This is a genomic window from Membranihabitans marinus (genome assembly GCF_021729155.1).
GTDB lineage: Bacteria > Bacteroidota > Bacteroidia > Chitinophagales > Saprospiraceae > Membranihabitans > Membranihabitans marinus.
Genome location: NZ_JAJQYA010000007.1, coordinates 38,577 through 58,585, shown reverse-complemented (window position 1 = coordinate 58,585; position 20,009 = coordinate 38,577). Strand labels below are relative to the sequence as shown.

Annotated in this window: 17 protein-coding genes; 1 reads left to right on the top strand and 16 read right to left on the bottom strand. The window is 38.4% G+C overall.

The features are described 5' to 3' along the window. Positions 1-3: 3 nt before the first annotated feature. From LVD51_RS06540 to LVD51_RS06525, 4 genes are all read right to left on the bottom strand, one after another. Positions 4-390, bottom strand: coding sequence for a RidA family protein (locus LVD51_RS06540; RefSeq protein WP_394803157.1), 387 nt, complete (start codon positions 388-390; stop codon positions 4-6). Between the two features lie 13 nt (positions 391-403). Beyond that, the gene (gene rpmF, locus LVD51_RS06535) at positions 404-604 is read right to left on the bottom strand and encodes a 50S ribosomal protein L32 (RefSeq protein WP_236970402.1); all 201 of its coding nucleotides are present in this window, start codon (positions 602-604) and stop codon (positions 404-406) included. Positions 605-618: 14 nt separating this feature from the next. Continuing rightward, entirely contained in the window at positions 619-1,146 is a 528-nt protein-coding gene (locus tag LVD51_RS06530) for a YceD family protein (protein ID WP_236970401.1), read from the bottom strand. Positions 1,147-1,397: 251 nt separating this feature from the next. Continuing rightward, the gene (locus LVD51_RS06525; RefSeq protein WP_236970400.1) at positions 1,398-4,583 is read right to left on the bottom strand and encodes a S41 family peptidase; all 3,186 of its coding nucleotides are present in this window, start codon (positions 4,581-4,583) and stop codon (positions 1,398-1,400) included. Positions 4,584-4,963: 380 nt separating this feature from the next. Here LVD51_RS06525 and LVD51_RS06520 point away from each other — a divergent pair, with 380 nt between their 5' ends. Then, positions 4,964-7,516 (top strand): M14 family metallopeptidase, encoded by a 2,553-nt coding sequence (locus tag LVD51_RS06520; RefSeq protein WP_236970399.1) that lies wholly within the window; start codon positions 4,964-4,966, stop codon positions 7,514-7,516. Between the two features lie 165 nt (positions 7,517-7,681). Here the strand turns inward: LVD51_RS06520 and LVD51_RS06515 are convergent, their stop codons facing one another. The 12 genes from LVD51_RS06515 to LVD51_RS06460 all read right to left on the bottom strand — a co-directional run bounded on the left by LVD51_RS06515 (position 7,682) and on the right by LVD51_RS06460 (position 20,001). Then, entirely contained in the window at positions 7,682-7,969 is a 288-nt protein-coding gene (locus LVD51_RS06515; RefSeq protein ID WP_236970398.1) for a hypothetical protein, read from the bottom strand. 299 nt (positions 7,970-8,268) lie between these two features. Next, the gene (locus LVD51_RS06510) at positions 8,269-9,102 is read right to left on the bottom strand and encodes an ABC transporter permease (protein WP_236970397.1); all 834 of its coding nucleotides are present in this window, start codon (positions 9,100-9,102) and stop codon (positions 8,269-8,271) included. Further along, positions 9,099-9,995, bottom strand: coding sequence for an ABC transporter ATP-binding protein (locus tag LVD51_RS06505; protein WP_236970396.1), 897 nt, complete (start codon positions 9,993-9,995; stop codon positions 9,099-9,101). Before LVD51_RS06505 ends, LVD51_RS06510 begins: the two co-directional genes overlap by 4 nt. Positions 9,996-10,079: 84 nt before the next feature. Then, the gene (locus LVD51_RS06500; RefSeq protein ID WP_236970395.1) at positions 10,080-10,559 is read right to left on the bottom strand and encodes a DUF456 domain-containing protein; all 480 of its coding nucleotides are present in this window, start codon (positions 10,557-10,559) and stop codon (positions 10,080-10,082) included. Beyond that, the gene (locus LVD51_RS06495; protein WP_236970394.1) at positions 10,550-12,451 is read right to left on the bottom strand and encodes a M1 family metallopeptidase; all 1,902 of its coding nucleotides are present in this window, start codon (positions 12,449-12,451) and stop codon (positions 10,550-10,552) included. The genes LVD51_RS06500 and LVD51_RS06495 overlap by 10 nt, the downstream gene beginning before the upstream one ends. Before the next feature lie 180 nt (positions 12,452-12,631). Beyond that, positions 12,632-13,285: an anti-sigma factor gene (locus LVD51_RS06490; protein ID WP_236970393.1), complete on the bottom strand. Its 654-nt coding sequence runs from the start codon at positions 13,283-13,285 to the stop codon at positions 12,632-12,634. A gap of 122 nt (positions 13,286-13,407) precedes the next feature. Beyond that, positions 13,408-13,914 carry a dihydrofolate reductase gene (locus tag LVD51_RS06485; protein WP_236970392.1) on the bottom strand — a complete coding sequence of 169 codons (507 nt, stop codon included), beginning with the start codon at positions 13,912-13,914 and terminating at the stop codon, positions 13,408-13,410. Between the two features lie 292 nt (positions 13,915-14,206). Then, positions 14,207-15,373: an AGE family epimerase/isomerase gene (locus LVD51_RS06480; RefSeq protein ID WP_236970391.1), complete on the bottom strand. Its 1,167-nt coding sequence runs from the start codon at positions 15,371-15,373 to the stop codon at positions 14,207-14,209. Next, positions 15,357-16,895, bottom strand: coding sequence for a sodium:solute symporter family protein (locus LVD51_RS06475; protein WP_236970390.1), 1,539 nt, complete (start codon positions 16,893-16,895; stop codon positions 15,357-15,359). The genes LVD51_RS06480 and LVD51_RS06475 overlap by 17 nt, the downstream gene beginning before the upstream one ends. A gap of 307 nt (positions 16,896-17,202) precedes the next feature. Further along, a complete protein-coding gene (locus LVD51_RS06470) occupies positions 17,203-18,039 on the bottom strand; it encodes a DUF2911 domain-containing protein (RefSeq protein ID WP_236970389.1) in 837 nt (278 codons plus the stop codon). A gap of 20 nt (positions 18,040-18,059) precedes the next feature. Further along, positions 18,060-19,085: a coiled-coil domain-containing protein gene (locus LVD51_RS06465; protein WP_236970388.1), complete on the bottom strand. Its 1,026-nt coding sequence runs from the start codon at positions 19,083-19,085 to the stop codon at positions 18,060-18,062. 367 nt (positions 19,086-19,452) lie between these two features. Beyond that, on the bottom strand, positions 19,453-20,001 hold the full coding sequence (locus LVD51_RS06460; protein ID WP_236970387.1) for a 5' nucleotidase, NT5C type: 549 nt from the start codon (positions 19,999-20,001) through the stop codon (positions 19,453-19,455). Between the last annotated feature and the right edge of the window lie 8 nt (positions 20,002-20,009).

Sequence of the window (20,009 nt, the reverse complement as noted above, 5' to 3'; positions counted from 1 at the left end):
TGATTATCTGTGTTTATAAGCTATTGCTGATATTTCTATATTAACATCTTTAGGTAATCGAGCTACCTCAACCAAAGCTCTGGTTGGCGCAGTATCCTCTTGAAAATAAGATGCATATACGGCATTTATTTTGCCGTAGTCCTCCATATCTTTAACAAATACGGAACAACTTACCACAGCTTCAAAATCAAGACCATTGGCTTCGAGAACAGCTCCTATATTATTCATAACCTGTCGCGTTTCAGATTCAATAGAATCAGAAACCAACTGCCCTGTAGAAGCATCTAATGGAATTTGACCAGAAATAAAAACCATATCACCAGCCACAATAGACTGATTGTAAGGACCTACCGGAGATGGCGCCTTATCTGTATTTACTATCTTCTTCAACATAGTCTACGATCTATTCTACGTCTTCTTGCTCAGAAGATTTCACCAACACTCTACCTCTGTAGTAAAGATCTCCGTCTACAGAATATGCATGGTGAAACAAATGAGACTCACCAGTAGATTGACAAGTAGCTACTTGAGGAACACCTGCTTTGTAATGTGTTCTACGTTTACGTTTTCTTTGTTTTGATATCCTACTCTTTGGATGTGCCATAACTATTTAATTTTTCAGTCTTCGAATTTAATATTTTTTAAAACATCCCACGAGGGATTATTTTGTCCTGATTCATCGTCACTCTCTCTCAAAAAAGAAAGTATGTTTTCGTCGCATGGTGCGTTGACATCATTTTCGCAATCATAGGTATTCACAATAGGCAAGGACAATACTATGGCCTCATGTACATAAGGACGTATATCCAGTTCTACAACACCTTCATCCAATACCACGACGTCTTCCTCTGCCATCCAGTCGTCACCAGCACCTTGTTTAAAATAAAATTTATACGTAGTACTGCCCGGCAATTGAATAGCCTCTAAACATCGGTCACATATGGTGCCATTCCAGCCATTGGCTTCTACGGTTAACACATAAAATCCCGGTTTCTTATCGAGAACTATCGTCGTATTATATGATGCTTTCTCTATAGGAGATTGCTCAAATGATTTGAAAAAATCTGAAGTAACTTCAGTTGTAATAGTGGTTTTCCCCACCGGCAACCCAGGCAACTTCAAAACTAATTCTTTCCAACCTTTCATGACAAAGAACTTTTTTTGTTGATTCAGGAGCGCAAAGATAGAGTTTTCCTTTTATAAAACTACTATATAAATGCAATATTCCTGATATAATTATAAAATATAGGGAATTAGACCACCTCGGCCTATCCCTTGATCTCCAATCTTTAAAAACCCACAAGATATTCAAATATAACTCCAATGGTGAGTTTTTGTTTCCTGTATTAATTACGAAAAAAATATCACCATTGTTATCAACATTAATATCCTCCTAATTATTTACCATCCATCTCACTAAGCAATACTTCTACTGCTTTTTTCAATTGATCATCCTCGCCTTCGGCCTTTTGTCCTGGAGGATTGTACACTACATAATCTGGAACAGCTGGACTGCCTTCCATATTGTCCCCTGTTTTCTTCACAAACCATCCTCTAAAAGGCAGTCGCACATAAGATCCATCCATTAGACTGGTCCCACTAGTAGAGATTACAGCCCCAAAAGTGGGCTCTCCAATGAGTGGCCCCCGCCCCAAGTTTTTGAATGCATGGGAAAATATTTCAGCATTGGAATATGAAGAATGATTACATATAGCCGCAGCTGGCAGAGTCCATGCCGACAAAGGCAACCTTTCCCCATAAGGGTAATAGTTAGCATATTTCTCGTGATTTTTCAAATTGTCGCTCGCTCCTCTAGGTACGGTATAAGCGTGCTGTTGAACCGTGAGTACCGTCATCAACATATCAGTCGTCCAACCCCCACCGTTGTATCTCACATCGATAACCAAACCTTCCTTTCCATAGCCCGAAGCCGTTAATTCTCGCTCGAAAGCTTCAAAACTCGTCCAATTCATACCCTGTATATGGATATAACCCAATCGCCCCTTGGAATATTTATCTGTCAGTGCTCTTCTCTCCTCTACCCACTCTTCATACAACTCCTTGGCCATGGATTTTTGAGGCCTGATATAGATATCCATAGATTGACCGTCGCGTTCTATTTTCAGCCAGATCTTCTGTTCGGTAGTCTCCATCCAATGAATCCAAAAATTTTCCTGAGGAGATACCTCTACTCCATTGACTGCCAATATTCTGTCGCCGACCTTGAGAGCACTCTCTTCCCTATCTGCAGGCGACAAGGGAACTACATGACTTATTTCAATACCCTCCTTCGTTGGCATAACTTCGATTCCGATTTTTCCAGTACTTATTGCTTTTACCTTTTCGGGATTATCTCCGTATAGCCCCATATGAGAGGAATTTAACTGCCCCAACATATCATTGACCATATCTCTAAAATCCTGCTGAGTAGAGGCAGCCATTGCCCATGGTTTGTATTTTTCTTTAAGTCCTTGCCAATTTTGCCCATGAAATTGAGGGTCATAAAATCGATCATTCAACACCCGCCATAATTCTTCAAAGACCTGTGCTCTCTCCTCCTCTCTATCTATATTAATGGAAGCAGAGAAGGGGATATTTTTTGCCTTTTTAGAATCTAGATTTAAGGTCATGAGTTTGCCTCTAGAAATATAATACAGTGACTTTCCGTTGCTAGAAAGTTGACTGCGATAGACTGGAGAAGGCAATACGGTTTTCAGTTCACTGCCATCCCACTTAATAGAAAAGAAACGCAATTTGCCTTCTGAATGGCCATTAAAATAGATGGTTTCACCTGAATTATCAATGATGATATTGGATTCATCCCCCGGCAAAGAGGTGACCTGAACCAATCGACGATATATTTTGTCGACATCTATATATACAGAATCACTCAATGATTTTGAAGAACCACTTTGACTGGATTTTTTAAAATCAACATCATCGTACTTTTCCTCCTTCCATTCTTGTTTCGATTTCTCCCAATTTTCCTTTTGCAACCATACAAACCAAATATCGTCATCACCGTTGTTTCGATTGGATTTAAAAGCCAATTTTCGTCCGTCTTTACTCCAAACTGGATTGGAATCTCCTCGAGGATGCATACTCACATTGATGGGTTCCCCTGAACCATCGGCAGCTTGGATAAATATCTCGGCGTTGAAATACAAATCTTTCTGCGAGTAAGCCAACCATCGACTATCCGGTGACCAGGTGATTCCAGTGGGAGGAGACCAACCATCCAACAGAGTAATGGGAGAAGACCAACGACCCGTAGAATCCACATCGTATACTACTAAATGACCAGTTCCCTTTAATAATGCTATTTTCTTGAGATCTGGAGAAGGATATATTCCCAATTCCCTATCCGGACTATTGGACTGATTGACAATATCCATTTGATATGAGTGAAACAGAGAAGATTGTGAAGTATCCGCCGAAGACAAGCTATATAAATCTTCTACACCAGTTCTGTCCGACAAAAATGACAGTGTCGTATCCGAAGTCCAGATGGGAGAATAATCTTTCCATTGATGATGAGTCAATCGATTGCTTCGAGGATTGTTGTCGTCATTTTTAATGACAAATATTTCACCCTTGGCAGACAACGCCACATATTTCTCGTTGGGGGAAATAGAAAAATCCTGTATCGATTGGTCTAAACTAGTGAACTCCCGATTGTAAAAATGCGAATCCTCTGGCAATTCTATCTCTAAAGCCTTGGCTCGCCCATTCTTGGGATTAACCATTTTCAATCCATCTTGATGTTCTACAACAATAGCTGATCCGTCGGCCGATACGGTAAAATTTCGTATTCCATCATCTGTGAATTTAGTGACAGCTGTTATCCCACTTGCCTTACCTTGCTTATCGATACTCATTCGATGAATATTGTATTTACCTGATCGAGCAGACAAAAAGTATAATTCATTGTCTTTTGTCCATCTCGGTTGAACATCCATACCTTCATCTTTGGTCAATTGTGTATAGGTTTTTTTATCAACATTATACAAATAAATATCCCTATTGGCTGGACCTCTATACTGCTCCCTACTCACCCTACAGCCGCCTTTAACAAAGGCTATAAATCGACCATCAGGTGATACATTGGGCTCAAATCCCAAAGCGTTTAGATATCGGTATGGTGTAGCCCCTCCTTGTGGCAAGATGTAGATTTCAGATTCTCTTTCCAACTGGCGATATGTCCTTCGCGTTGAAAAATAGACATTGCCCTGGCCATCAAACGATGGTTCTTGATCCGAAGCGGAATGATAAGTCAATTGCTTGATATTGCCAGTAGCAACGCTGAGTTCCATAATATCGGCATTGCCATATCGATTGGAACTAAATACCAAACGCTCACCATCTTCACTCCATCGAGGATGAGACTCATAGCTTTCCTTAACCGTCATTCGACGAATTCCTTCTTCACCCTCCATATCCATCAACCAAATATCTCCCTGCCACGAAAAGGCCAAGGATTGCCCATTGGGACTTAGATCTGGATATCTCACCAAATAGCTATTCTGAGCATGAGCCATACCCAAGGTCAACAACCAAGAACACATAACAAGTCTAACCATCATAATCTTTTAATTAAATCTGAATACAGGATCCAAAAGTGTACTATTTATGGCTAAAAATATATCTCTTCAGCTGTATTACCAAACATATGATGGTAATAATCAATCAACTTATCCGCAAAGAAGAATACTCATCTATATTTAAAAAATGGCTAAAACTTATTTGCCCTTATAATCCAACCTGTACATTAGATTGATAATACAAAATATTCCACTTATAAAAATCGATCCCTAAAATAATACAGACAAATCAAGATTTCGTAAATACCCACAACTATGAGAACTCGTCTATAAATGATTTTGAATGATATTTGATTTTGTATATTGCAGATTCATCATTTGATCGCTCTTTCAGTGATATTATCCATATTAAATTTTGCCCTATGAATTTATTTTCACCCTACTTTCACTCTTCATTGACTAGAATCTATAACTGCATCATTTATTTCATTCTAATATCGCTAGCCAGCCCCATATATGGTCAAATATCGGAATCATACTACTTACCTTCGACGGCAGATTTATCAGCAGATATTACATCGCCGAGTCAATTTCTAGGTTGGGATATTGGAGAATGGCATGTTTCTCATGATCAATTGTTGTTTTATATGCGCCATCTCTCCCAACAATCCGACCGCATCCACTACATAGAACACGGCAAAACTCATGAATCGAGGCCATTAATCGCCTTGATTATTTCTCATCCAAAGAATATTGAGAACCTAGAAAATATAAGACAACAACATATATCGCTAACCGACTTGGGATCATCATCGAATGGTTCTCACAAAGACCTCCCTTTGGTGGTCTGGCAGGGATACTCCATCCACGGCAACGAAGCATCAGGAGCCAATGCCGCCATGTTGCACGCCTATAATCTTGCGGCAAGTCAATCCAAAGAAATTATGGAAATCTTGGAAGAAACTGTCATTATCCTTTATCCTAGTTTTAATCCTGATGGACTTCAGCGATTTTCCTCATGGGTCAATAGTCAGAAAAATTTCACACTAACTTCAGATCCTCAAGATCGAGAATACCGTGAGACTTGGCCAGGAGGCAGAACCAACCATTATTGGTTTGACCTCAACAGAGATTGGCTGCCGGTCCAACAACCTGAAAGTATGGCCAAAATAGAGCTGTATCAACAATGGCGTCCCAATATATTGACCGATCATCACGAAATGGGAACTTCATCCACTTTCTTTTTTCAGCCGGGTATTCCATCGAGAACCAATCCACATACCCCTGAAATCAATCAACAATTAACGGCTCAGATTGCGGAATTCCACGGTCATGCGCTAGACAGTATTGGTTCACTGTATTATGCCAAGGAAAGTTTTGACGACTTTTATTACGGCAAGGGTTCTACCTATCCCGACATTCAAGGCTGTATAGGCATTTTGTTTGAACAAGCGAGTTCCAGAGGTCATTTACAAGAAAGCGACCACGGTCTACTCTCCTTTCCTTTTACCATAAGAAATCAATTTATCACCTCTATGTCCACTCTTCGAGCCGGACTGGCTTTAAAGGATGAATTGCAGTCCTATCAGATCGATTATTTCAAAAATCAAAAGCCCTCGAAAAATTCTGGATATGTATTTGGCGACAACAACAGCTACAAAAACAAGGCTTTGGTAAACATCCTCTTAGCCCATGACATTCAGGTGTATCGATTGAAAAATGACATCAGAACCAGTCGGCATGATTTTTCAAAAGAAGAAAGTTATTACGTCCCCATGTATCAACGCCAATCTACATTAATAGAGACCATATTTGAAAAAAATACCACATTCAAAGATAGCTTGTTTTACGACGTATCTACTTGGACATTGCCCTTGGCATTTGACATTCCCTTCTCTTTAACCGACAAAGTCCAAATGGGGGAAAAAGTTCTTGAAGTATCCACGAGTCCGAAATCAGAATTTAGAAAAAGCGATTATGGCTATTTGATCTCATGGTCGGATTATCTCAGCCCCAAGGTTCTTTACCAACTTCAGAGCAATGGAATTAGGGTCAAAGTTGCAAAATCGCCCTTTACCTACAAAGGTTCTAGCTTCGGCTATGGCAGTTTAATGGTAATACTTCAGAACCAGGATAAAGAAAAAATAGAATCCATTTTGGCCCATGCCCATGAAACTGATGAGGTAAAGGTATTTCCTGTATCCACGGGTACCATGTCGGATAGTTATCTGGGCAGTCCGAATTTTGCTGCAACAACACAACCCAAAATTGGCCTTATTGTGGGAGATGGAGTAAAAGCTGGATCCGTTGGAGAAATTTGGCATCTACTAGATACTCGCTATCAAATTCCAATTACCAAATTGAATATAGCCCGGTTTAATCAATATGATTTAAGCAAATACAATACTATAATTCTAGCCGATGGCAGTGGCCAAGGTATCTCAAAGGACAAACTGCTGTCATGGTTGAGAAATGGCGGAAATTTAATCACTATAGGCAGTGCTGGACAATGGCTACGACGTCAAGGTATCGGAGACTGGAAGTATAAAAGTCCAGAAAACCCCACCAATATCAATGTGGCTTATGACCAGATCAATTCCTATCATGGAGCGCGATACACCGGTGGTTGTATTGTAGAGACAAAGGTGGATTTAAGTCACCCCCTACTCTATGGCTACAATCGCAACACCTTGGCTGTGTTTAAAAACAACAATCTAGTTTTCGAGCCTTCTAATTACCAATACAAAAACCCAATATTATATAGTCCACAGCCTCTATTGAGTGGCTATCTACATAAGGTCAATAAAAATATGATGGCAGGAGGAAGTGCAATCCATGTGGCTACAATAGGTGGTGGCCGATTGGTCAATTTTGCAGACAATCCCAATTTCAGAGCGTTTTGGTATGGTACAAATAAATTATTTACCAATGCCATCTTCTTTGGCGATCTAATTCAGTCACGTGCCACGAATTAAAGTAGGAATTGGCACTCATCTTGCCAAATTCTACTTTCTCTAAAATTGCTTTGTATTTAAATAAATGACTATTCTGCGGTAGAAATATAGATAAAGTAAAAAATTCACCTCATTGGGCGCAAACCAATATAAATGTAATTCGTATAAAACCTTAGAACAGATTTATTAATAGGATTTAGCTTGAGAAAGAACAGCCTTTAAAATTAAAAACCCATAATATAGAATGCCTGTAATTCCAATAGCCAAACAAATCCACTTAATCCATTTCATGATGGATTCAACTAAACTGGTTGGTCCCCAAAAAACAAGCATTGGAAATAGTACAACGATGATTCCCAAAATAATGAGCACTGTACTTTTATTCAAAATACGCCTTCTATTACCGGGGTAAATATAAAAATGTATATTTTCTAATATAATGGCGATTAACAGCAATATTTGATAAGCTTCCATGTCGATTGATTTAACTATTAATTACGGCAGTCTGGTGCTTGCTTCACTGTATCCGCTAAGCAAATCCAAGAGTATCGTTCTAATATAGGAATTATTCTTAAATATTACAATACCTCTAGGGATAAACGTCATAAAAATCCATTTATATAGACAACACACTCTATCTTTTACTGAAATTTACTTTTATTATTCCTCCTAATATTTAATTGAATAATACGAATTGATAAAAGGTCAGCCTATAGTATTGGCAGGAAATCTGTTAACGGACGAAATGGGTAAACAGGAATGAAAATCTGGATTTATACATTTTTGCGTTGCATCAATCCATACATCAGAGTAAATATGATAATTAAATAGACAATAGAAGTGATTAGCGCTTGGTTGGCTGTCAAATATAGAGAGCCATCTTGCAAAAGTTCATCAAATTGCGATATTCGTTGTCCCGGACTGGGCATAAGATCTTCGGCCGCATTCATAGGATAAAACCTATTCCATGACTCCGGCGCAAAATTGGGGTGAATATACCATCGGATAACAGGTTCCAAAAAAATGCCGTAAAAAAGGTAAAACAAAAAAGCCATTATGGTCTTTTTAAATAAAAGTCCAAACAAGCCGCCAAGAAAAATATACAACATAGTCATGACAAAGAAACGCAAAGCCATCCACCCCATCGTAAGCCATATCCCCTCGCCTACGGAGTCATATGATTTGGTAAATCCTATAAACAAAACTACTACGACATAGAAAATAGTCAATATCGTTGCGATATTTCGAAAGAACAATAATTTAGATAACAGGTATTGTCCTCGGGACAATCCAGAAATGATTTGCTGTCTGGCCGTCTTTTGCGCTATTTCTGTGGCCATCAGATAAGTCCCTAGAAAACCAACAATAAAGAAGCCAATCCAGTTGCCGCCAATGTAACCTGTAAATTCCCAAATCTCAGGGAAAGAAATATTTTTCTTTAAATCAATCAGACCACCTTGAGGTCCGCTGCTCATCTTTACGTCCATTTGAGCGTAGGCCAACATTATGATCAATAAAACAATGACAAATCCCAATAAAGACAACCAGATGGCTTTATTGTGACGATACTTTAGCCATTCCAATTTGATTAACTTTAAACTATTCATACCCTCCCATTTTCGATTATTTTTAAATAAGCATCTTCCAACTTGGGTTGTATCCATTGAAAATGAGTTAATGAATGTCCTGCGCGGTGTGCATGTTCATTGATATCCAATCCCTGATCAACTTTGTCAAAAAAAACTTGAAACCGCTCGCCTATTCTGAGATGTCGTCGATATCCCGGCAGTCGTTGAATCCAATCCAATAATAAATCATTATTGGCAGCGGACAGCTCTAGAATGGGTTTTGCAACCAAAATATCACTAATATGACCATGGGCCAATAACTTGCCCTGATTCAATATTGCCAATTGAGTACATATTTTTTCCACCTCATCGAGAATATGAGAAGCGAGAATAATAGTCTTGCCCGATTGAGCCAAGCCTACTAAAATATTTCTAATATCGACAATGCCCTTGGGATCTAGACCGTTGGTCGGTTCATCAAAGATCATCACCTCTGGACTGCCCAACATAACCGAGGCAATGGCCAGTCGCTGTTTCATTCCCAGTGAATAGCTACTAAATTTATGGTTTCTTCTATCGTATAAATCCACCATGTATAAAATATCATCGTAATTACGGTCTTTAACTCCTCGAATATGACCTATAATATCTAAGTTCTGAATCGCCGTTAAATTGGGAAAGAAGATGGGACTTTCCAACAGTGCACCAACCCGTTTCAAGGATTGGGAAGAAGGCTGATTTCCAAACCATTGATAGCTACCACTACTGGCCCATATGGCATTTAAGACAATACTCAATGTCGTGGTCTTACCACTTCCATTGGGCCCCAAAATCCCCAAGACATCTCCTTGTTGAACGGATAAATTCAATCCCGACAAAGCCGTAACTTGTCCGTAATTCTTCGACAAATCCTTAGTTTGTAAAACAGTCAAATCCCTTATTTTTATATTTATAAATCATATAGAATTGCTAGTCATCAGTCTTTCCAATGATTCAATTATACCAATCCCATATCATTAAAACACCCATGCTTGGATAAAAAACCATGCGTACAAAACCGTCAACATGAGTTTGATTCCAGTCCCAAATAGAAAACCCAAAAATGATCCCATTGCAGATCGAAATGCGGCGTTGGTATTACCAGGACTGTATATTAGTTCACCGATATAAGCACCTACAAATGATCCAAAAACAATACCCAATGGTCCGACAAACACACCTACAATTACTCCGATTGTAGCACCGTACTGTCCAAATTTACTTCCGCCCCAGCGCTTGACAAAGGCAGCAGGAATTATATAATCTAAGACAATAGATAAAATAGCCACTACAAAGGTTATAATTAAAAATTGAGTAGAAAAACTTCCAAAACCCGACCAATTGAGCAAAATCAAACCCAACCATGAAGCCGTCGGCCCTGGCAATACAGGGAGTATACTACCTAGGACGCCTATGAGAATGGCGATAATTCCAAGTATGAGAATAACTATTTCCATGGTACTATTTGATCAATGGTTTGATAAGATACAGGATGATAATTTGGACGTGCTTGTTTGTATATTTTCTCTGCCCATACGGCACCTGTTTCAGACTGCATTAGAGCTTTGTACAGTGGAGTTAAAAATTTTCTTCGGCCTACTTCCACTAAAAATTCTTCCACATATGGATATATTTCTTCGTATTGATTGACAATACAAAGTTGGTACCAAGCTGCTTGAATTTCGGCGTTAGTAGACTGAGTCAATGCCATTGCAGCATCCAATTGCATCAATGGATCAATGCCGATATCTTTGGGTAAATTGTTTATAAAATGTAACCATTCATGAGTCGTCCACTGCGACGAGGCTTTCATGACTTGAGTCAACTCCCCTTTGTCCAACCATTGTTTCGTCAATTCATCGATGGCCAAAAAACGCTGAGTGGAAGGGACAGGGGCATTACTTGGCAAACCTGGTTCATAGATCCATTGACGCAACTGAAGGCTATCTGCAATTGCTTTATTCTCACTTATTAAAAATTCCTCTAACAAACCGATTAAAGTCTCGGTATTCATCGAGTGAAAGGCATAGGTCGAAAAATATGTATTTAAAAACCCATCCCATTTGTCTCTACCTACGGTTTCTTCTATTTTTCTCAAAAGCAAATACCCTTTATTGTAAGGGACTCCAGTCAGTCCTTCATCGGGATCTCTTCCCACTAAATCCACTTTGAGTTTGGTATCCGCCCATTGTCCATCTGCTTTCATGGCATCCAATTCTTCGATCAATTCCTGATAAGTCAAACTAGCCAACATTTCAGAATATTCACGACCTTTTAAGGCCTCCATAATCCGATGCTCAAAATAGACGGTAAAACCTTCATTGATCCATATTTCCTCCCAATCCGAATTGGTCACCAAATTGCCACTCCAACTATGGGCCAATTCATGAGCAACTAGTGAAACCAAAGATTGATCACCGGCAATGATGGTAGGTGTGGCAAAGGTCAAACGAGGATTTTCCATACCTCCAAAAGGAAAACTAGGAGGTAAAACCAATACGTCGTATTGTCCCCATCGATAAGGTCCATACATTTCTTCCGCTTTATTAATCATCGATGGTAAATCCACAAATTCAGCTGCCGACTTGGCCAACATACCAGGCTCGGCGTACACACCAGAATGGTGATCCAATGCCTGATATTCCATCCGCCCTACTGCCAATGCCATAAGATATGATGGAATGGCTTGATCCATCTGAAAACTATAGATACCGGTTTCATTGGTCTTTACAGGATTTACTGCACTCATCAAAGCCAACATCCCTTTGGGCACATTGACCTCAGCATTATAGGTAAATCGCACGCCTGGACCGTCTTGGCAGGGTAGCCAAGTTCTAGCCAAAATGGCCTGTGACTGGGTAAACAAAAATGCCGCCTCTTTGTCATGGGTCTGCTGAGGAGACAACCACTGCAATGCAGCTGCATGCTCTGATGTTTGGTATTGAATGGTTACGGTCTTGGTATTGTTTTGGATATCGATGACCAAGGGTTGACCAAACAATTTGTCTCCATCCAATAAGGTATATGTCGTTTCTTGATCTCCGTTCAAATAAACGGACTCAATGGCCAATCCTTTGGTATCCAATATTAATTTTGTAGCCTCGGTTTTATTTTCAATGGTCCACTCCGCTCTCGCTTTAATCTTTTTCTGATCGAAATCTACTTCGGCTTTCCAATCTAAATGTTTGACCACTACCTCGTTAAAATTCGCATTTGAATGAGGATCTTTGATTTCAAAAGTGTGTATTGCCATATCAGATAATGGGATAAGGGTCTTGGGTTCTTGCCCATTTTTACAATGAGTCATTATAAAACAACAGGCCAACAACAAGGTCCATTTTAAATTCATATAAATAATATTAATTATTCAAGCATTCCAAAGCTAGGAAAGTCCTTATAAAATACGAAGATATTTAAAAAAACAAATGTGATTATTCGATTAAATCCAATATTCAATCTACGAGAAAAAAACAGAGAAGAAAGATAATAAGTTCTATACCTAGGTCATAATATTATCCCATATGAGATATTAAATTTCTCCAATGACTTTTATGGACGACGAAGTGGGTTGTTCACTCCCTCCCATTGGTTCCACAGTAATGGCAAAACCATCGGCTGCAGCTACAGCATTCATTTTAATAATTTGATCTTCCGATTTATCAACAACACCCAAGTCTATGGATTGACCATTTTCTAATGCCCATAACTGATAAGAATGCTGATTGTCCAATGACGGCAAATTCGAATGATCCAACCAAACGTTGTGAGAATCGGAATTCCAATACACTACGGCTTCATCACTGGCATTGGCATCGGTACTTGACATTATTATTTTATCCGTCCTTCTATTAGTGGTAAAAGCCAATAATTCCGACTTGGCTTGAAGGAGTTCTTCTGCTTCCTTTAATTCTTGATCATAATATTGAATGGTTTGCTGATGCTCCTGAGATAAGGTTTCGTAATCTTTGTCGAGATCTATCAGCAAATAAAGTAGACCACAGGCCATCAACAAGATGACAGAAGCTGCCACACGCCAAGGAAAATTATTGGGATCTCGTTTTAATTTTTTCATAACTGCACTTGTTCTTATTTTTACGGTATCCTCAGCATTGACTTTGAACTTTACTTTTTTGTATTCTGAGTAACAACCTAAGATGATTTTTATTTTTAATAATTTTCTCAAAATACGAATTCCAATTCTAAATCCAGTCTTTACTATAATCTAGGTTATCGATAAATTAATTAAAATTGGCTAATAAGGCATTGTGGACTGCTAGCCATCTTTTATCCCACTTCATTAGACTATTATAATATGGAGCGGGAAAGGTAGGTCACTATCTTAAAATCGAAATCATTGACTTCATTTTTCTTAAATTCTTGATGGTCTATTTCTTTCCATTCACTCCAATCAACATCGGGAAAATAAGCATCGGCTTGAGGACTAGCATCTACATGGGTCAATATCATTTTATTGGCCCAGTTATTGCGAATGGCCAAATCAAAGACGGTTGCTCCCCCTAAGATAAATATTTCAGCTTCTCGCTTCGTCAACTGCAAAAACTCTTGAAACGAGGACACAATGGAAGATTTGTCCCATAATGGAATATTGGATCGCTGGGTTAAAACATAATTCCATTTATCGGACAGCAGATGATCCTCTGCTTCATAACTCCTTCTGCCCATTAAAAAGGAATGACCAGCAGTTACGGCTTTAAAATGTTTCCAATCATCATCGAGATTCCAGGGCAATTTATTTTTAAAACCAATAGCTTTATTTTTTGCTACTGCAGCAATTATGGTACGAGTTTGCATCAGAATAAATATTTAAAGACCAAAGAATATATTAAAAGAACGAAATCCATCTGTTCTTTTACACTACTACATCTTCAATTCCCCTAAGTATAAATATAAAAAATATCTACAACTAATAGCATTCATCGAATTGATCTATAGATTTCAAGCCCCTAAAATCAAGGTATAAGAATGGTAAGAATACTGTTGGACAATATCCCTCAAACATTTAACACGACAGAGCTACACTGTAAAACCGTCGCAATCAACCACCTAAAAATATAGATCAATTAAAATAAAAATTAAATTTGTTCTACAGTCTCTGTAATCGCAACAGATTGATCATTAAATGACGCGGATGATGGTAATTTTCGATCCGAATCCCTGTTCCATCAAAATCCACCCATCTATTTCCTCCAATATTCCAGAGGGGAATATCGTACTTGGCCAAGGAAAAATGACTAACGGTATATTGATAAGCCTTCTCAAACCATTCTATGGCCCATTGATCACTAGAGTGTTCAATAATCAACATCAAGCCAACCAATACTTCTTCTTGCGCCCACAGTAATTTGTCCAAGATCCAATCATTTTTACCAATATGTTGACATTCATGAAACACACCACCATAGACATCATCCCAAGCCACTTCTAGGTGCCTCCTAAAGATTGACTTGGCCTTATCATACAGTCCTTTATCCTCTCTGCGAATGGCTTCTTCCATAATCATCCAAGCCACTTCAATACCGTGGCCGATGTAGACAAAGTCATTCCATGGCTCATCCATGGCCGACAAATCGTGATGCCTGTATTCTACCATTAAGTTGCAGTGGGATTCGAGATGATGATCCAACAATGATTTTATGCATCGATCTGTCAAAGCCAATAATTCACTGTCTTCTTTGATTGCTAAAAGCTGGCTGGCTATCCGTAAAAAAACCATCCAATGTCCCAGCACTCTGGGAGCCTTAAATTGACTCAAATCAGATTCATAATGTGGAACAAATGAATAATCCTCGGCGTCGTATTTATTCAAGGCCGCCATGGTTATATCTTTTGCAAGATTCCAATACGCCATATCGTCAATGGCCTGACTATACGCTGTCAATCCTTCTGCAATAAACAAGTTGCCATAGATATCTGGAGCTCTCAACTCGAGGTCATTTCCCTTTTCGTCATACATCCAAGGCCAGAATTCTTGATTTGTCGGACGATTAGAAAATACTAAATCGACGGTTTTCGCCGCCACATCTAAGTATTTGACATCTTTTTTCACATGGCTGTACAAGAAGGAATATACCCAGATGCCTCTCCCATCAAACCAAGCGCGTTTATGACGATCCAACAACTCGCCCTTCCAATTGGCATGGCACATAAAACCACCATTTTCGTGATCGATAATGTGATTTTCTAAAAAAGGGAGATAATCTACAAATAAATCATTCTGATATTGTTTAATATATTTATCCTTGGCTATCATTTGCATATATTTCCTTATTTGATGTTTGACTAGGAGATAATTGGCTGACTTCCTTGTCGGTGTCAATGGAATTTAGAATATGATTTACTTTTTCATTAACAGTAGGCTTAAATATCAAGCCATATCCTATATAGATGATCAATGAAGTAATTATAGGAGACGACAATTCTATCGCAAAAGGCAATTCGAATACGGACTTACTGAGGATAAAAGCCAGTAATCCTGTTACTATGGACAACAATGCAGCCGTGCTATTACTGTGTTTAAAATAGGGCAAAAGTCCCAATATCATCGGAACGGAAATAGGGCCTAGCAATGCGGCAAACCAAGTAATCAACAATCCGATTACACCGCCAAATGAATCAGAATTGAAAGCGATAATTATGGTCAAAAGGATAAATACAAAGGTGGTCAATCTCGCTATCATTAAAGTTTTATCCGCACTAAAGGTTTTTACTTTTTTAACCAAAATCGGTAAAATATCTCTGGTTATCACTGCCGAAATAGTATTGGCATCGGATGATACCATGGATAAGGTATTTGAAAAAAGAGAGGCAACCAAAAGTCCTACCAATCCTGGAGGCAAAAACTCAAGAGCCATTAGTGAATAGGATTGACTGGGATCATCTAAATCGGGTAAAAACACAGGGGCGGCAAACATGGGAAAGAACAAAATCAAAGGCCATACCAAATACAATACGGTGGACAACAAAGCTGCCTTTTGGGCTTCTTTTCCCGAACTCGAAGATATAAACCTCGTCGCCAAATTCCATGTTCCTCCACTATAACTAAAGAAGGCAATAACGAGATAGGCAATCGAAAAACCAACCGTATAGGGTTCATTGAAAGCCTGGCTATGATCACTAGGCAGACGATCCCATAGGGTAAATACGCCTTGAAAACCATCTCCCAGATGTTGTAATACAATAACAAACATTAGAATTCCTGTGACCAATTGAATTACAAAAGAGAAAAAATCGTTGAGTACGTCAGCCCATAAACCTCCAACCGTAATATACAATAAGGTCACCACTCCAGAAATAGCGACACCTGTCCCTATAGATAATCCAGTAAACACATTGAGCAATATTCCTATAGCAGCCCATTTGGCCCCAATATCGAAGAGTTTAACGATCACTCCACTCCAAGCCATCAATTGTTGAGTAGGAATATTGTAACGATTGGCCAAATACTCAGTGGGAGAAACAATGCCTACTTGTGATCGCAATCTCGACCAACGAGGTGCTATATAATAGGTAGTGGCTATCATGGAAATTCCAATACCCAGAGCCCACCATATATAGACGGTAAATCCATGGGTATAGGCTATCGCAGCGTAAGCCACAAAAACAGCTCCGCTGTAACCTGAAACGTGGTGAGATATTCCGGACAACCACCAAGGGAGTTTTCCTCCTGCGTTGTAAAAATCGGCGGAGTTTTTAACTCTGGTAAAGCCCCATATCCCTATGGCGATTAACACAAAAAAATACAATGCCAATACGATGTAATCAATTTTTTCCATAGGGGTTATCCATTTTACTTAAACAATAAACCGATTACAAGCCATAGTCTGCGGCTATTTTAGACAAATAGCCAGATATATTTTGCTTCGGTAACGTTACCGAAAATAAATAATATTCTTCAAGAAGACAAACTATATAGGCAGAAATTAAAAAAGAGATCAAAACAAAAAACTCAAAACACTATATATCAGTACATTAATACAAACCGAAAAATAACCGACAATTATAAACACATTTGGTATAAAGACAAAAAAAGCGATTCCACACTGTGAAACCGCTTTTGCTTTATTAAAATAAAAGATTGTATTACAAGCTTTTAATCAATTTTTCATTAAACATAACATATTGGTTATTACCAGCTGCTTTCGCGGCTTTGATAGACATGTTAGCTGACTTTATAGCTTCTGCTTTTTTACCTAAAGCAGCTTCAATTTTGGCCTTGGTATGGATCATCCAAAATTGGCTTCCATCCCCCATAGCTACTGCTTTGGATACCCAGTCATGAGCTTTTTTCAAATCTTTGCCATTGTCGTAATAATAGCTAGCCGCTGCATAATAATCGTTAGCGCTAGGTCCGGCCATAGCTTTATCAATATTGGCGAATACTTTGGCATCGGTATCTAGAGCCAATGGAATACTTACTCCTGTATTCTCCCAAGTAAGATCGATGGTAGCAGAATTGTTTCTGATATTGCCTACATTAATGGTAAAGGTCTCTACCATTTGATCCAATTGAGTAACGGGAAGAGTTACTCTAACCGCTTCTGTTGAACTGTCGTAACCACTACCTCCAGGAAGTGACATACTCGTACTAAAAATGACATCCCATTGTTTTTTATCTGGAAAGCTAAACAATGAATAAGTACCTTTTTTAAGTTCTTTACCAGCGATCATTACGTCGTCAGAAAAAGTAACTTTTGTCGTTGCATTGGCGCCAGTTCTCCAGAATTCACCATAAGGAATAAGATCGCCAAAGATAGTTCTATCTTTTACCCCTGGTCGGGAGTATTCAATGGTCACTTCTGCCAAGCCTACTTTCTGAGTAACTTTGGATAAGGGACTGGGCGCTGGTGTAGCAATTTGAGCCATAGTTCCAGTAACAAATGTGGCGCATAAAAATAGAATTGCGAATACGTTTTTCATATTTATAAATTATTTAGTTTTTAATCAAAAAAAGAATCGTATTGATTTTTACGATTTTGTGTCTCTTTTAATGGTTTTTGGATAGGTTGGTTGAGATCTAAGATATTTTCTTCATCGGCCGCCTCCAAAAGCAATCCATCTTTTTCGTGTCCGAGTAAGAGGGAATCGGAGTCCTGTTCCCATTTTTCGAGAAGGGCCAGTCCTTTTTCTTCGAAAACCCCGTTTTGGAGATCGATAGAGTTCATAAAATCTTCTGACATTTCCATAAATTGCTCCATTTCACCGACTTTTTGACTGACGTCATCGGCTACCGCTTCCAATGCTCTATCGAACATCTCTTTTTTGTCACCATCCCCTTTTATAATATCCATAGCTGATCTCATGGCATTTTGTCCAGCGATAATAGCTTTTCTTTCTTGTTCTTTAATGGAGACTTGATCCTTGATATCTTCCATCAATATTTCTGAATTCTCGTACATTTTTTTCAAGACTCGAAACAAGATTTCCATTCTATTGTAGAGATCTTCCAGCCTCATATTAGATTCTTTCAACCGCCCAGCTTTTCTGGACTTGAGGATCATTACATTTCTCTTATTATTATCCTTGGCTTCACTGGCTTGCTCTATATTGGCTTTAATTTCTTTTTGATTATTATAAATCATTTCTTTTAACTGATGCATTTGCCCTCGAAGCTGACCAATTTGCCGATGCATTCTCTTTACATTTTCCTGTAATTCAGCCACATAGGACTTCAAAATAGCAATGGGATCAATTTTGACGAAAAATCCGGTAATCCACCTCATTGCACTCTTATAAAAGTACCATATTAAATTCCTCATCTTTTTATCTAGAACCATGTAGAGGACAAGCCCAAGAACAATTAACATTATGGACAAACCCAACCAAGACATTGCTATTTGGGTTAGATAAGGCATTAACACATTTAAAATAACAAAACCAGCCAATACAATTCCACCTAAAACAATACCGCCAGTAACGCCCTCGGGACGCTGCCAAAAAGATTTATTTGATTTAATATTCGTCATCTAGTATACCTATCTTATTCCTTGTGTAGTTATGAATTAATATTTTCCATCATGGCTATGTTTCGAAGCCCAAAATTCATCGATCACAATTCATTTAATTAAGCCAACTATTATAACTTAAAACCAATTGAATTGTTACTTTGTTTTGAAAAATATTTCCAATTGTGAATTCCCAAACCATAAAGATGGTAATGTCAATTCTTATTTATACAAATATACTGATTTTTCTTCCATTATTAGAAGGCCGAGTCCAACTTAAATAAAGCTTTGATTCAGTGATAATTTAAAGGGTTTAAAGAAATTTTTTCCTCTTTAAATCGCAGAAATTTTATCATAATTCACTGTGGTCAATTGAGATTCTCAAAAATTAAATGGGCTGCTTAATTTTAAGAATATTGACAACATCATCCCAATTGTCTGCTCTGGTATATCTGTCCTCTTTGGTATTGTGAGGCGCTGTGAATAAAATCGGATGTCCAATATATTTTTCAAAATTATAGGCGTGATCGTCGATTAAATATTTGGCATTCAAAAAATATTTATGCCCACAGAATACTCGATACCTCCAATCGATAAAAGGCATATATTCATCTAACCATTCATTTTTCTCCGTCAAACATTGAGGAAATTGTTGTGCTGCAGTCACCACGAATACTTCAAAACTATCTTGCAACATAGACAGGGTTTCAATGGCTCCAGGGATGGGTTTTAATTCTCTAAAAAACCCTTTGGTAAAGAAGTATTGTTGGATCTTCTCACGATGTTCACTAGGAATTACATCGGCGAGATAGTTTCCTTGTAAATCTTGCTTATTGTATTTTTTTCCAAAATCTCTAGCATACCAATCAAGTGATTGTTGAAAAGTGTCCGTGATTACATCATCCATGTCTACAGCTAAAATAGGTTTATTGTGCATACTTATTA